Annotated in this window: 14 protein-coding genes; 12 read left to right on the top strand and 2 right to left on the bottom strand. The window is 63.5% G+C overall.

Annotated features, from left to right (window positions below):
- Positions 1 to 29 precede the first annotated feature (29 nt).
- The 4 genes from FJ948_RS24795 (at position 30) to FJ948_RS30395 (ending at position 3,666) form a co-directional block, all read left to right on the top strand.
- The gene (locus tag FJ948_RS24795) at positions 30 to 830 is read left to right on the top strand and encodes an N-acyl homoserine lactonase family protein (protein ID WP_140709139.1); all 801 of its coding nucleotides are present in this window, start codon (positions 30 to 32) and stop codon (positions 828 to 830) included.
- On the top strand, positions 814 to 1,782 hold the full coding sequence (locus FJ948_RS24790) for an NAD(P)-dependent oxidoreductase (protein ID WP_281405376.1): 969 nt from the start codon (positions 814 to 816) through the stop codon (positions 1,780 to 1,782). The genes FJ948_RS24795 and FJ948_RS24790 overlap by 17 nt, the downstream gene beginning before the upstream one ends.
- A gap of 29 nt (positions 1,783 to 1,811) precedes the next feature.
- Complete coding sequence (locus tag FJ948_RS24785; protein ID WP_140709135.1) at positions 1,812 to 3,182, top strand: MmgE/PrpD family protein; 1,371 nt, start codon at positions 1,812 to 1,814, stop codon at positions 3,180 to 3,182.
- A gap of 310 nt (positions 3,183 to 3,492) precedes the next feature.
- Positions 3,493 to 3,666: a hypothetical protein gene (locus tag FJ948_RS30395; RefSeq protein WP_181173808.1), complete on the top strand. Its 174-nt coding sequence runs from the start codon at positions 3,493 to 3,495 to the stop codon at positions 3,664 to 3,666.
- A 134-nt stretch (positions 3,667 to 3,800) separates the two neighbouring features.
- On the opposite strand, the gene FJ948_RS24775 is transcribed toward FJ948_RS30395, so the two are convergent.
- Positions 3,801 to 4,559: a GntR family transcriptional regulator gene (locus tag FJ948_RS24775; RefSeq protein ID WP_246677613.1), complete on the bottom strand. Its 759-nt coding sequence runs from the start codon at positions 4,557 to 4,559 to the stop codon at positions 3,801 to 3,803.
- Positions 4,560 to 4,707: 148 nt separating this feature from the next.
- On the opposite strand from FJ948_RS24775, the gene FJ948_RS24770 reads away from it, so the two are divergent.
- The 7 genes from FJ948_RS24770 to FJ948_RS30760 all read left to right on the top strand — a co-directional run bounded on the left by FJ948_RS24770 (position 4,708) and on the right by FJ948_RS30760 (position 11,175).
- Entirely contained in the window at positions 4,708 to 5,955 is a 1,248-nt protein-coding gene (locus FJ948_RS24770; RefSeq protein ID WP_140709132.1) for an enolase C-terminal domain-like protein, read from the top strand.
- A 61-nt stretch (positions 5,956 to 6,016) separates the two neighbouring features.
- Positions 6,017 to 7,105 (top strand): ABC transporter substrate-binding protein, encoded by a 1,089-nt coding sequence (locus FJ948_RS24765; protein ID WP_140709130.1) that lies wholly within the window; start codon positions 6,017 to 6,019, stop codon positions 7,103 to 7,105.
- Positions 7,106 to 7,112: 7 nt separating this feature from the next.
- A complete protein-coding gene (locus tag FJ948_RS24760; RefSeq protein WP_140709128.1) occupies positions 7,113 to 8,579 on the top strand; it encodes a sugar ABC transporter ATP-binding protein in 1,467 nt (488 codons plus the stop codon).
- Between the two features lie 94 nt (positions 8,580 to 8,673).
- Positions 8,674 to 9,543 carry an ABC transporter permease gene (locus FJ948_RS24755; protein WP_246677622.1) on the top strand — a complete coding sequence of 290 codons (870 nt, stop codon included), beginning with the start codon at positions 8,674 to 8,676 and terminating at the stop codon, positions 9,541 to 9,543.
- On the top strand, positions 9,540 to 10,478 hold the full coding sequence (locus FJ948_RS24750; RefSeq protein WP_140709124.1) for an ABC transporter permease: 939 nt from the start codon (positions 9,540 to 9,542) through the stop codon (positions 10,476 to 10,478). The genes FJ948_RS24755 and FJ948_RS24750 overlap by 4 nt, the downstream gene beginning before the upstream one ends.
- Positions 10,475 to 10,945, top strand: coding sequence for a cyclase family protein (locus FJ948_RS30765; RefSeq protein ID WP_246677612.1), 471 nt, complete (start codon positions 10,475 to 10,477; stop codon positions 10,943 to 10,945). The genes FJ948_RS24750 and FJ948_RS30765 overlap by 4 nt, the downstream gene beginning before the upstream one ends.
- Positions 10,942 to 11,175 (top strand): hypothetical protein, encoded by a 234-nt coding sequence (locus tag FJ948_RS30760; protein ID WP_246677611.1) that lies wholly within the window; start codon positions 10,942 to 10,944, stop codon positions 11,173 to 11,175. Before FJ948_RS30765 ends, FJ948_RS30760 begins: the two co-directional genes overlap by 4 nt.
- Positions 11,176 to 11,181: 6 nt before the next feature.
- Here the strand turns inward: FJ948_RS30760 and FJ948_RS24740 are convergent, their stop codons facing one another.
- Positions 11,182 to 12,198: a Zn-dependent oxidoreductase gene (locus FJ948_RS24740; RefSeq protein ID WP_140709120.1), complete on the bottom strand. Its 1,017-nt coding sequence runs from the start codon at positions 12,196 to 12,198 to the stop codon at positions 11,182 to 11,184.
- A gap of 600 nt (positions 12,199 to 12,798) precedes the next feature.
- Here FJ948_RS24740 and FJ948_RS24735 point away from each other — a divergent pair.
- Positions 12,799 to 14,240 (top strand): VCBS domain-containing protein (locus tag FJ948_RS24735; protein WP_181173806.1); only part of this gene is annotated, 1,442 nt, incomplete at its 3' end.

The raw sequence follows: 14,240 nt of genomic DNA, 5'->3' as shown, positions 1-14,240 counted from the left end.
CGGCGGCCTGGCGGCGAAAGGAGCCACACATGGATGATATCTACGAACTCTACGCCGTTCGCTACGGTCACCACGACCGCAATGCAGCCGCGAATTTCATCGGCGGCGATCCGCATGATGGTCCGATGCCTCTCGACTATTTTGTCTGGGCCATTGTCGGCAAGACGCGGACCTTCGTCTTCGACACCGGCTTTGACGCCAAGGTGGCGCGGATACGGCAACGGCATCTGCTGCGGCCGGTCAGCGAGGGTCTGAAGATGATCGGGATCGAACCTGACAAGGTCGAGGACGTCATCCTGTCGCATATGCATTTCGATCATGCGGGCAACCACGACCTGTTTCCGAATGCCCGCTATCACGTCCAGGACGTGGAGATGGCTTATTGCACCGGGCGTTGCATGTGCCACGACTATCTACGCCACCCTTTCGCATATGAGGACGTGGCGAGCATGGTCGCCAAGCTCTTCGCCGGGCGGGTGACCTTCCACGATGGGGTCAGCCAGATCGCCCCGAACCTCACGGTGCATCGCGTCGGCGGCCACTCGAAGGGATTGCAGGTGGTCCGGGTGAAGACGGCGCGCGGCTGGGTGGTGCTAGGCTCCGATGCTTCGCACTTCTACGCCAATTTCGAGCAGAACCGACCCTTTCCGGTGCTGGAGAGCGCTACCGACATGCTGGAGGGCTACGCCACGATGCGCAGGCTAGCGAGTTCGCCGAAACATATCATCCCCGGCCACGACCCGCTCGTCCTGACGCGCTATCCGGCCACATTGCCAGGGGTCGACGATATCGTGCGCCTGGACCTCGATCCGATTGCGGGAGCGCCCTGAGCGCGGACACGAGCTGCACCAAACCTACAAAGCGGAGATCACGATGACCAACCTTAAACTGGGTTTTGCCGGTATTGGACGCATGGGAATGCCGATGGTGAAGCGGCTTGCCGCGGCCGGCTACACGGTAAGCGTCTATGACACCAACGACGCTGTCGTCTCGGCGTTGACGAGAGAGGGCGCGGGAAGGGCCAAGACCCCGGCGGAGCTGATGGGCCTGTCCGATGTGATCCTCTTGTCGCTTCCCACGCCAGAGATCGTGCATGCCGTGGCGCTTGGGTCCAATGGGCTTGTCTCGGGCAAGGGCGCGAAGATCGTCATCGACCTGTCGACCACCGGCCCGCGCACCGAGCGGCAGGTGGCCGAAGGCTTGAGGGCCGCTGGCATCACGACGGTTGACTGTCCGGTAAGCGGCGGCGTCGGCGGCGCCGAGAAGGGCACGCTCGCCATGATGGTCGCCTGCGACGTGTCGACGATGGAGACGGTGCGACCGATCCTGGAGACGCTCGGCAAGCCGATCCATGTCGGCGCCGAGCCGGGCATGGGGCAGATGATGAAGGTGATCAACAATCTGATGTCCGTCACGGCGCTGTCCATTGCCTCCGAGGCGCTGGTGCTCGCCACCAAGGCCGGGCTCGATCCCGATATACTGATCGAGGTGATCAATTCGGGCAGCGGAAGCTCCAATGCGACGATGACCAAGATTCCGAAATTCGTCCTGACGCGCGGCTTCGATTTCGGCTTTTCGATCGGTCTGTCGGCAAAGGATATCCGTCTCTGCCTCGAGGAAAGCGATGCGCTCGGCGTGCCCATGATCGTGGGCGGCGCGGTACGGCAACTGCTGACGGTGGCAAAGAGCGATCTCGGCGCGGATGCGGACCTTACCGAAATCATCAAGCCGATAGAGGGTTGGGCCGGCGTTACGGTCGCCGGTGCGAAGGCGAGGGGCTGACCCCTGGCGTCGCATCGGAGACACGGCTCATGACCGCCAATATTCTACAGCCTTCCGCGGGCCTTTCGCGTCGGCTCGCGGCTTTCGTGCATCACTCTCGCTGGGACGACGTCCCGGAGCCGGTGCGCGTGCATGCGATGAAGGCCGTCTTCAACGGCTTTGGAACGGCTCTTGGTGGCTCGTCAGATCAGGCGGTGCTGCGGCTGACCAAAAGCCTCGCGCCTTTTTCGGCCGGCGAGACCGCGACCGTCATCGGCCATAGCCAGCGGCGGGACGCGTTGACGGCCGCGTTCCTGAACGCCGCGGCGATAAATGTCTTCGATTTCGACGACACCCATGCGGGGACGATCATCCATCCCACCGCGCCCGTCCTGCCCGTCGTGCTGGCACTCGCGGAAACGCGCCCGGTCAGTGGTGCGCAACTCCTTCATGCCTTTACTCTTGGAGCGGAGGTCGCCTGCCGCATCGGCGACGCAGTTTCGCCCGGCCACTACGACCGCGGCTGGCACATCACATCCACATGCGGGATCTTCGGCGCCGCCGTGGCCGCCGCGAAGCTCCTCGATCTTGGCGAGGACGAGGTACTCTGGGCACTCGGCAATGCCTCGGCACAAGCTTCAGGTCTCGTCGAGACCCTCGGTTTCATGGCCAAGAGCACCGGCGTCGGCAATGCGGCGCGCGGCGGTCTCGTCTCGGCCCTGATGGCGCGGTGTGGGGTCGAAGGGCCGCCGCAACCGCTCGAAGGACCGCGCGGTTTTCTCAAAGTCTGCTCCGACCACCCAAAGCCCGAACGGATCGAAGAAGGGTGGGGAAGGGATTGGGAAATTCTGCGCAATATGTTCAAGCCTTATCCCTGTGGCGTGGTGCTGAATCCTGTGATCGATGCCTGCCTGGCTGCTCGTGGCAACCTCAATTTCTCCACCGGCCAGATTGCAGAAATCGTCGTGCGCGGTGCCCCCTTGCTCAAGGCCCGCGCCGACCGGCCCGAAGTCACCACGGGGCGCGAGGCGCAGGTCAGCGCCCAGCATGCCGTGGCCGTCAGTCTGCTGCGTGGTCATGCTGGTGCCGAAGAATTCAGTGATGCCGCGGTGAACGATCCCCAGATCAAGGCTCTTCGTGCCAAGGTCGGCCCTGTTCAGATTGATGCCGGCTCGCCGGTCGAAGCCGCGCATGTTTCGATCCGATACGCGGATGGCTCTTCTGTGGTCGTGGTCGAAGAAGTTGCCACTGGCAGTCTCGCTCGGCCTATGTCGGACAAAGCGCTGCGGGAGAAATTTGTCACCCTGGCGCGATACGGTTGCCCGACACTTGCCGCGGATGCACTTGCAGACAGGCTCTGGACGCTTGCCGATCAGAAAAACGCCGGTGATCTCATGATGCTCGCTCGGCCTCCTCACTGAAGAGGCGCGTGCATAGCCAGTTGCCCTAAGCGCCGTGAAAAAATGTCCTGGTTGGAGCAGTGACGGTGCTTTTCGAGACGACGGACACGCCCTGTCGGAAGGCCAAAAAGCGCAAAAAATAGCCCGATTGGTCCCGATGGTTGGTGCAAGCAGACTGGGCTGCCTTGCGCTGCACTAGAGGCGCCTGCGCCATATGCGATCGTCGTCGATCCGCTCACCGAGTTGAAAGGTGCATCGGCCTACCTCTCTGAATCGATGGCTTCGTCGCCGACAGCGAGTACGCAAGTTCAGTGTTGGCCTCTCCGTCCGGGTGACCGTCAGCGAGCCGCGCGATGAAGTCCATGTCGGCACGGTCCAGGTGATCGACCGGGTGTTGGACGCGGCCAGCAGGATGTTCGGCGTACGCATTATGCTGCCCAATGCCGGCAACCGTTTGCTCGCCGGCCAGCGATGCAAGGTCGAATTCGACGCCAAATCGAACTGAAGCCTAGAGCAATCCAGGAAAAGTGTGTAACGGTTTTCTGTCCGGAATTGCGTGAAAACAAAGAGTTAGAGCGGGTCGGCGATTCCGTCAAACGCTGAACCGCTATAACGGCGATACCTCAAGGCCCGCCCCGGTTATCGTCCAAAAAAATCAGGCCGCGCCAGGTTGAGCCTCTGCACGGTGCGTAACACTTCGCGCAGATGCGCCGTCATACGGGCGCCGGCCTGCTTGGCTTCGCCAGCCTCCAGCGCTTCGAAGATTTCCACATGCTGGGCTAGCAGCGTCTCGAGATGCCCGGGCTCGGGCAAACTGAGATAGCGCACGCGGTCCATCTGCAGCTTGACCACCTGGATGACGCGCCAGCTTCTGGGCAGGCCCGCCTCTTCGCAGAGGCGGCGATGAAATGCCTCGTCGAGCTCCAGGAACAGCTCGCGATCGCCCTCGGCCACCGCTTTCCGCTGCATTTCGAGATTGGCCCTGACCGAGGCGATGAAGGCCTGCGAAGCGTGGCCGGCGAGCCTCTGCACGACGGAAACCTCCAGCGCCTCGCGGATGAATTGCGCTTCCTCGACATCGCTCAGCCGGATCGGCGCCACGAAGCTACCGCGCTGCGGCAGGATGTCGATCAACCCTTCGTCGGCCAAACGGATCAGCGCCTCGCGCACCGGCGTGCGGCTGACGCCGAGCTGCTGGGCCAAATCCTGTTCGCTTAGCGCTTCCGACGGCAGCATGACCAGCGTGGTGATGGCGCGGCGCAGCCGCTCGTAAATCTGTGGCGAGATCGGCATGCGGTTGTTGACCGGCTCCAGCGCGCGCGAGGGCTCGCGCTGGCCAGCGCCCTTGCCGCGGCCGACGTCCGAAAGCCCCTTCTCCATCAAAAGCTTGCTTGCCATGGCAGGTCCTGCCGCTGATTGTCATCGCCCCGCTCAGGCATGACACCGCCAGCGGCGCAACTCAAGCGGTAAAGGGCAATTCACTCATGATTGACACACTACCATGGTAGTGTGTATCACATCCCTGTCTGATGAGTCAGGGGCCTGCATGAAGATCACGAACATCAGGGCGACCACGGTCACCGTGCCGCTGGAAGCGGCACTCCGGCATAGCAACGGCACGCATTGGGGCCGTTTCGTGCGCACCGTGGTCGAGGTCGAGACCGACGAAGGCATCACCGGCCTGGGCGAAATGGGCGGTGGCGGCGCAAGCGCGGAAGCGGCTTTCGCCGGCCTGAAATCGTATCTCATCGGCCACGATCCGTTCGATCTCAACCGGATGCGCTACGCCATCTGCAACCCGACGGCGTCGCTCTACAACAACCGCACCCAGTTGCACGCCGCGCTGGAATTCGCCTGCCTCGACATCATCGGCCAAAAACTCGGCGTGCCGGTCTACCAGTTGCTCGGCGGGAAGGTGCGCGACAGCGTTGGCTTCGCCTCCTACCTCTTCTTCCGCTATGCCGACCGCCGAACCGGCAAGGGCGAGGTGCGTACGATCGACCAACTCCTCGACCATGCCCGTGCCCTGAAAGCCGAGCATGGCTTTCGTGCCCACAAGCTCAAGGCCGGCGTCTTCCATCCAGACTACGAGCTCGAATGCTTCCGGGCGCTGGCGGCGGAGTTTCCCGGCGACACGTTGCGCTACGATCCGAACGCCGCGCTCTCGGTCGAACAGGCCCTGCGCTTCGGCCAGGCGATCTCCGACCTCAACAACGACTATTTCGAGGATCCAACCTGGGGGCTGGCTGGCATGCGGCGGCTGCGCGAGAAGCTGTCCATCCCGCTCGCCACCAACACCATAGTCATCGACTTCGAGCAACTCGCCACCAATGTGCGCGACCCGGCGGTCGACGTCATCCTGCTCGACACCACTTTCTGGGGTGGCATTCGCGCCTGCGTGCGCGCCGCCCAGACCTGCGACACGTTCGGCCTCGGCATCGCGGTGCACTCGTCAGGCGAGCTTGGCATCCAGCTTGCGTCCATGCTGCATCTGGGCGCCGTGCTTCCCAACCTCGTCTTCACCGCCGACGCGCATTACCACCACCTGACCGACGACATCATCGCCGGCGGTAAGATGCGCTACCGCGACGGCGCGCTTCCCGTGCCGGACAAACCCGGCCTCGGCGTCGAGCTCGATCGGGACAAGCTCGAGACTTATGCCGAACTCTACCGCTCGCTCGGCGGCTATGCCTATGATCGCGATCCCGGTCGTCCCGGCTGGTATCCGCTCTTGCCCAACACCGATTTCGCCGACCACAAGGACGCAGCCGTGCCTGATCTCGGGCTCGGCTGACGATTTCGTTCGAAAGGGTCGGCGGGAGGACGCTATGACTGTCAACCGGAGGAAAACGATAATGATAAGGACCAAAACAGCCCGCACCGCCTTGTTCGTCCTGGCCATGATGGGATGCACAAGCATCGCGACGACGGGCGCCGGCGCCGCCGACGGCATCGCCAAGGCAGACACGTCGGGCAAAAAGATCGCCTTCAGCAATTCCTACGCCGGCAATTCCTTTCGGCAGGTGATGATCAAGAGCTTCGAGGAGATCGGCGCCAAGGCGGCGGCCGACAAGCTCATCGCCTCGACCGCCGTCGTCAGCTCCAACAATTCGGTGACCGAGCAGGCGGCGCAGATCGAGAACATGATCCTGCAGGGCTATGACGCCATTATCGTACTCGCCGGCTCAGACACCGCGCTCAACGGAGCCATCAAGGACGCCTGCAATGCCGGCATCACCGTGGTCGCGTTCGCCAGCGGCGTCACCGAACCATGCGCCTATGTCGTCGACTACAACCTCGATTCCTATGCCAAGGCCGAACTCGATTTCATTTCCAGCAAGCTGGGCGACAAGCCGGCAAACATCCTCGAAATCCGCGGCATGGCCGGAGACGGCTTCGACAAGCGCCTGCATGAGGGCGTGGCGAAGGCGCTGAAGGACCATTCGAACTACAAGAGCGTCGGCGAAGTCTACGGTCAGTGGACAGCCACCGTGGCGCAGAAAGAGGTGTCGGGCATCCTGCCCTCGTTGCCGCGGATCGACGCCGTCCTGACGCAGGGTGGCGACGGCTATGGTGCGGCGCAAGCCTTCAAGGCCGCCAATCGGCCGCTGCCGATCATCATCATGGGCAACCGCCAGGACGAACTGGCGCTATGGAAGCAGGAGCACGACGCCAGCGGCTACCAGACCTTCTCGCTCGGCGCGACGCCGAGCGTCTCGCAGGTCGCCTTCTGGGTCGCGCAGCAGATTCTTGCCGGCAAGCAGGTGCCGAAATTCGTCGAAGTGCCGCTGCTGCAGATCAACCAGCCCGACCTCGACGCCTGGCTGAAGACCGTTCCCGAAGGCGGCGTGGTCAACGCCGAATACCCACAGGAGTTGGTCGCCAGGATTATCGACGCCAACATCAAGAAGGAAGCGCTGCCGGGCGTGCCGGCGCCGAAGTGAGCGGAGCATGACGCCCACGCCGCCCGAAGCCGCAAATCCTGGCAGTCCCATCATCGAAGTGCTGGACGTTCGCAAACACTATGGCTCGGTCAACGCGCTGGGCGGCGTGGATTTCAGCCTCAGGGCCGGCGAGGTCGTCGGCCTCGTCGGTCATAATGGCGCCGGCAAATCGACGCTGATGAACGTGCTGGCAGGGACCGTCGCGCGCAGCAGCGGCGAGTTTCGCCTTGACGGACGCGAGATCGACGCCTGGAGCGCGGCAGCCGCCCAGCAGGCCGGTTTGCGCTGTGTCTTCCAGGAACTGTCGCTATGCATCAACCTGACGGCGGCGGAGAACACGCGCATCGTGCACAAGCCGTTGCGCGGGCCGGGCTGGCTCAAGCGGGCGCGCGCCGTCATCGGCCCGGTATTGGATGAAATATTTCCGGGGCACGGCATCGATCTCGACCGGAAGGTGGCGGATCTTTCGATCGGCGAGAGGCAGATGGTGGAGATCGCGCGCGCCTTCACCGGGACCGACATCAGGCCGCGCTGCGTCATCCTTGACGAGCCGACCTCGGCGCTCGGCCATGAGGCGACGGAGCAACTGCTCGCCTATATAGGCAGAGCGGCAAGTCGCAACACCGCGCTCATCCTGATCACCCACCGCCTCAACGAAATTCTCGCGGTCTGCGACCGTGCCGTTGTCATGGTCGACGGCAAGATGGTTGCCGATCGACCCGCCAAGGGCCTGTCGCACTCGGCCCTTGTCGAGTTGATGGGCAGCATCGAGCGGCCACGCGAACGCAGCGTCGGCAAGGCTATCGCGCGGCCCCCGATTGTCCGACACGAAGGCCGCGACGCCGGCGATCTGACGATCGAAGTCGGCAAGGGCGAGATCATCGGCTTTGCCGGGCTCGACGGCCACGGCCAGCGCGAGCGGCTGCGCGCAATGTTCTATGCCGCGCGCCGGAGCAAGGCCGCGCCGCCCGGCGCCTACGTCGCCGGAGACCGCGGCACGGAGGGCGTATTCTCGCTCTGGTCGATCGCCGACAACCTGACCATCCGCAGCCTTGCCGCGTTGAAGCGCGGCGGCATGATCTCTTCCGAAGCGACGCGCAAGCTCGCCGAGACCTGGTCCGCCAGGCTCAAGATCAAGGCGCCGTCCATCGACACGCCGATCCTGTCCCTGTCCGGCGGCAACCAGCAGAAGGTTCTGTTCGCACGGGCCTTGGCTTCCGATGCCGAGATGGTCTTCCTCGACGACCCGATGCGCGGCGTCGATGTCGGCACCAAGCAAGAGGTCTACCGGCTGATCCATGCCGAAGCCGAGAACGGACGCTCCTTCATCTGGTACACCACCGAGCTGGACGAGCTTACCAATTGCGAACGCATCTATGTTTTCCGCGAAGGCCGAGCCACGACTCGGCTGGAAGGCGATGCCATCGAGACAGGGCGTATCCTGCAGGCCTCGTTCGGAGGCGAGCATGGCTGAGATTGCGGCACCGCACGCCCCCCGTCCCGCCGCCTGGCGCCGCTCCCTTCTCAGCGCCCTGCAGATCGGTCTGCCGGCGATCGCGCTTTTGGTGATGCTCGCCGTCATCTTCTCGATCCGCCCAGCGGCGATGAGTTATTTCGGCTTCAACCTCTTGTTCAAGCTGTCCGTGCCACTGGTCCTGGCCGCGCTGGCGCAGATGATGGTGATCATGCTGGGCGACATCGACCTCTCCAACGGCGCCTTTGTCGGCCTGATCACCTGCGTCACCGCGCTCTATCTGCAGGATTGGCCGGCGTTGACGATACTCGCCTATCTCGCGGCGGTGGCCGCCTATGCCGGCTTCGGGCTGCTCATCCATATCCGGCAACTTCCGTCGATCATCGTGACGCTCGGCATGTCCTTCATTTGGCTTGGGCTGGCGGTCATTCTTTTACCAGCGCCTGGCGGCCTGGCGCCGGCCTGGCTCTCCGGCTTCATGAGCTGGCAGCCGCCGCTGATGCCGTTGCCGATCTGGCTTGCGCTGATTGCCGCGGCGATCGGGCACCTCGTCATAACGCGCTCGTCCTATGGCGCGGTGCTGCGCGGCGCCGGCGGCAATCCGCGCTCGGTCGAGCGCGCCGGCTGGTCGATCACCGGCATTCGCGTTGCCGTCTATGGAGCGGCCGGCCTGCTCGCTTGCCTTGCGGGGCTGACGCTGACCGGCCTCACGACATCAGGCGATGCCAATGTGGCGCCGGCCTATACGCTGCTTGGTGTCGGCGCAGTCATCCTCGGCGGCGGCGCCTTCACCGGCGGCATCGTCTCGCCGGTCGGCACGGTGACCGGCGCGCTGACGCTGTCGCTCGCCGGCTCGCTGCTGTCCTTCCTGCAGGTGCCGCCGACCTGGCAGATCGGCGCCCAGGGCGGCATACTGTTCCTTGTGCTCGCCGGCCGCGTGCTGCTTTCCCAGAGCGCACGATGACCCGAAGGCTCAGTCTCGCGCCCTGGACCTACGGCTTCATCGTGGCGTTGGCCATGTGGATGGCCACATCAGCCTATTCAGGCCTGGCAAGTGCCGGTGCGACGCTGACCGGGGCGCTGGCCTTTGCCGCCTTCAGCGTCGTCGTCGGCACTGGACAAATGCTGGTCGTCGCTTCCGGGCCTGGCAATATCGACCTCTCCGTGCCTTCGGTGCTGACCTTGGCCGCCTATGTGTCGATGTCGGTGATGCAGGGCGCCGACGGCATGCTGCTGCCTGGCCTCGTCGCGGCACTTGTCGTCGGTGCCATTGCGGGCGCGGCGAACTTCCTGGCGATTGCCGCGCTTAGGCTGCCGCCGATCATCGCCACACTTGCCTGGAGTTTCGTGTTCCAGTCGCTGGCTTTCAATCTCGGCGGCCAGACGACGTTGAAGCCGCCGGCGGCGCTCTCCCGCTTCACCGCGATGAGCATAGCCGGCGTGCAGGTCATGCCGCTGGTGGTGATGGTGCTGACGCTGCTGGCGATGCTTGTCTTGAAGCGCAGCGTCTGGGGACGGCAGCTTCTCGCCACGGGCCAGAGCGAGCCGGCGGCACGGCTTGCCGGCATCCATGTCGGCCGTGTGCGGCTCGTTGCCTATATGCTCTGCGGCACGGCGGCCGCCTTCGCCGGTTTCCTGCTTGCTGGCTTCAGTGGAGGCGCGGCGCTCAATATGGGCGACACGTATCTGCTGGAATCGATCGCCGTCGTGGTACTTGGAGGCACCAGCGTTGCCGGTGGACAGGCCAATGCTATCGGCATATGGGGAGCGGCACTGTTCTTCAATCTGATGTCCACCATGCTCAACACCTTCGGCATACAGGCGGGCGTGCGCTTCCTTTTGACCGGCGCGCTGATCATCCTGATCGTGGCGCTCGTGCCCAGGCCAAGTGCAAGATGAGCGACACGCTTTCCCAACTGTTCGACACCAGGGCGGTGTCCTTCATCGACCTCACGCATCCCCTGAAAATCGGCATGCCGGTGTGGCCCACGCATCCACACTACTGCCAGGAGATGGTCGAGAGCTACGACCGCGGCGATCCCGCCTGCAACCACGCGCTGGCGATGAGCGAGCATACCGGCACGCATTTCGATGCGCCGATACATTTCATCCGCGGCGGTGCGACGATTGCCGAAATTCCCATCGAGCGCTTCTTCGGCCGCATGGCAAAGGTCGATGCGCGCGACTGCGGGCCGCGCCAAGCCGTGGACCCGCGGCGCATCCTCGCCTTCGAGGCCGAGCATGGTCCTATCCGCGCCGGCGACGCCGTCTTCTTCCTTTCGGCTGGGACCGGTTCTGGGACGCCGACCCTGCCTCGTTCCTGGCCGACTGGCCCGGCCTGTCGCGGGCGGCTTGCGATCTCTTGATCGAGCGCGGCGCGCGCATCGTCGGGTCGGACTGCCTGTCGGTCGATAGCTTCGGTACCGATGAGTTCCCGGCGCACAACGCGATGCTTTCGGCCGGGATTCTGATCGGCGAGAATTTTGCTCGGCTCGGCGAACTGCCGCCGCGTTCGTTCCTGATCACGTTGCCGCTGCCGATCGAAGGCGGCACCGGATCGCCGATGCGAGCGGTGGCTTTGGTCGAGGCGCGCTGAGCCGGTTCAGGAAAAGTGCAGTTGCACCTTCAGCGTGCGCTGCGGCTCGTTCTCGATCAGATCGAAAGCGGCGCGCGCATCCTGCGCGGCAAAGACCTGCGTGACCATGCCTTGCGGGTCGAGGCGCTTTTCGGCCAGCCATTCGACGACCCGCGGCAGCAGCCGGCGGTTCAGGCGCGAGCCGACGATGGTCAGTTCCTTGCGCACCACCTCCTGCTGGCTGAGATTGGAAGGCGCGTTCGAGAAGCCCAGCAGGCCGATGCGACCGGCCGGGCTGGCCACCAGGCAGGCCTCGTCCAGAAGTGCGGGGATGCCGGCGCCGTCGATGACCAGCGTCGGACCGAGGCCGTCATTTTCGGCGCGCATCGCCGCCGACACCGGCTCGCTGGCGGAATGGATCACACGGTCCGCGCCAAAACATAACGCCCGCTCGAGGCGGGCTTCGTCGATATCGGCGACGATGCAGCGCGCGCCAAGCAGCTTGGCGACCTGCAGCACGGTGACGCCGACCGTACCGGCGCCATAGATCAGCACGGTGTCATCCGGCCCGCAGCCGGTGCGGTCGAGGACATTGGCGGCGATCGAGAAAGGCTCGGCAAGGGCAGCCAGGCCGAACGGCATGTCGGCCGGGACCGGGACGGCATTTTTCGCCGGCACCGCCACATAGTCGCGAAACCCGCCGTCGCGGTGAACGCCCATCACCTCCAGGTTGGCGCAGACATTGGAGCGCCCGATGCGGCAGGGATAGCAGTGGCCGCAGGAAACGACTGGGTCGATTACTACATGATCGCCGATGGCACAGCTGCTCACGCCATCGCCCAGCGCCGTCACCGTGCCCGCAAACTCATGCCCGATGATGCGCGGATAGACGGCGAACGGGTTGGAGCCATGCAAGATATGGATGTCGGAGCCGCAGATGCCGGCCCTGCCGACATGCACCACGACCTCGCCCGGACCGGGTTCAGGCATCGCCGCTAGCCGGACTTCCAGCGCCTGCGGGCCACGGACAAGGATTTCGGGCATCGGGCATCCCCGTTGTATACTAGTCGACAATTGCCCCATGGCCGCGCGCTCGTCAAGGTCCGGACTTCAGTATGCCGGCGTTTCCGGCGTGTGCTCGTTCGATCTCACGACCCGATTCGGACGGCTGTGGCTCCCTTATTTTCAACTATTAACTGTTCGGCCAAGTTGGGCGTTGACGCTCCTCTCCAGTAGAGTTAATTATCTCCTAATATAAGGGGCATCTAAAATTCGTGGTCTAGAAACACGAGTGGATGATGTGATTGGGTAGGAAACGCAACGCGACGACAAGTGCCGTCCGTCCACCAGCATCGATTCAATATCCGCCCTGAATGGCCGGCTTAGGCGGCCGTTCTAAGCGCGACGGCGTGCCTGGATGACGGCTGGAAGCAGCCGGTCGTTCAGGATTGTCAATGAAGCAGATGGTTGGGCGTCTGCATTCTAATAACCAGGGGGTTGAAAATGGCTTCTAAAATCGCCGATGCAGGTGGAACTACAGCGTCGTTTTCAAACACGCCGCAGGCGAACGATGACGTTTTCAACTACACTGAGGATACCGTAGTCCTGGCTTCAGGGTCCCAGACCATCATAGTTCTCGACGTGATGGCGAACGACCAGGGTGGAAACGCAAAGTCCCTGTTTTCGGTCGACGACGGGATTTCCGCATCGACGGCCACGAAGCAGTACGCCCCCGTCGACCTGACAACCCAGGACGTCCAAGCTACTGGCATTTCAGCCTGGGAAAGCATCGGCGGCGGGGTTTCCATCCGCATCAACAACGGCAAGGTCGAGATGGACCTTAGTGGATACCTGGCGGCGCATGGCTTCGCGAGCCTGCAAGCCATGGGGGCGGGCGACCAGATCAACGAGACTTTCACCTATGCGATCAAACTCGGCAACGGAACGCTGAGCTGGGCCAGCGTCTCGGTCAATATCCAGGGCACCAATGACGGCGCGATAATCACGGCCATCCCGGGGGCGGACACCACCGTGGTGGAAGCGGGCGGCGTCGCCAATGGCACGCTGAACGATCCCAACGCTCATGGACAGCTGTCCATCACCGACCCCGATGCCGGCCAGAACCATTTCCAGGCTCCCCCCAGCCTGCAGGGCACCTATGGCACCTTCACTTTCGATACGACAACCGGTGTATGGGCCTATACGCTTAACCAGACTCTCGCCGACCCGCTGACCCAGGGCCAGCATGTCACCGACACTCTGACGGTGAAGTCGGCCGACGGAAGCGCCAGCTACAATATCGTCGTCAATATTACCGGCACCAATGATGCGCCAATCGCGGTCGCTAACACCAATTCGGTGAAAGAGGACACAGCGCCCAATCCGGTCAGCGGCAATGTGCTGAGCAACGACATCGATGTCGACACTGGCGATACCCACAGCGTCACCGCCGTCAACGGTTCGGCCGCTAATGTCGGCAACAACCTCGTCGGCACTTATGGCACGCTGCATCTCAACAGCGACGGCACCTACACCTATACGCTCAACAACGCCCTGGCCTCGGTGCAGGCTCTGGCTCAAGGCGCCACGGCCACCGACGTCTTCACCTACACCAACGCCGACAACCATGGCGGCACGTCGAACTCCAGCCTGACTATCACCATCAACGGCACCAATGATGCCCCGATCGTGGTTGCCGACACCAATTCGGTGAAGGAGGACACCGCTCTCAATCCGGTCAACGGCAACGTGCTGTCCAATGATACCGATGTCGACGCTGGCGACACGCACAGCGTCACCGCCGTCAATGGTTCGGCCGCCAATGTCGGCAACAACCTCGTCGGCACTTATGGCACGCTGCATCTCAACAGCGACGGCACCTACACCTACACGCTCAACAACGCCCTGGCCTCGGTGCAGGCGTTGGCCGAAGGCGCCAGCGTCACCGACGTCTTCACCTACACCAACGCCGACAATCATGGCGGCTCATCGAGTTCCAGCCTGACGGTGACCATCAACGGCACCAATGACGGCCCGGTGATCACCTCGGGCGTCCAGACCGGCTCGGTCACGGAAGACACGCAGCT

Origin of the sequence: Mesorhizobium sp. B2-3-12, assembly GCF_006442205.1 — a bacterium.
Lineage (GTDB): Bacteria > Pseudomonadota > Alphaproteobacteria > Rhizobiales > Rhizobiaceae > Mesorhizobium.
Note: the sequence above shows the minus strand (reverse complement) of the source record. Positions and strands in the feature narration are given on the sequence as shown.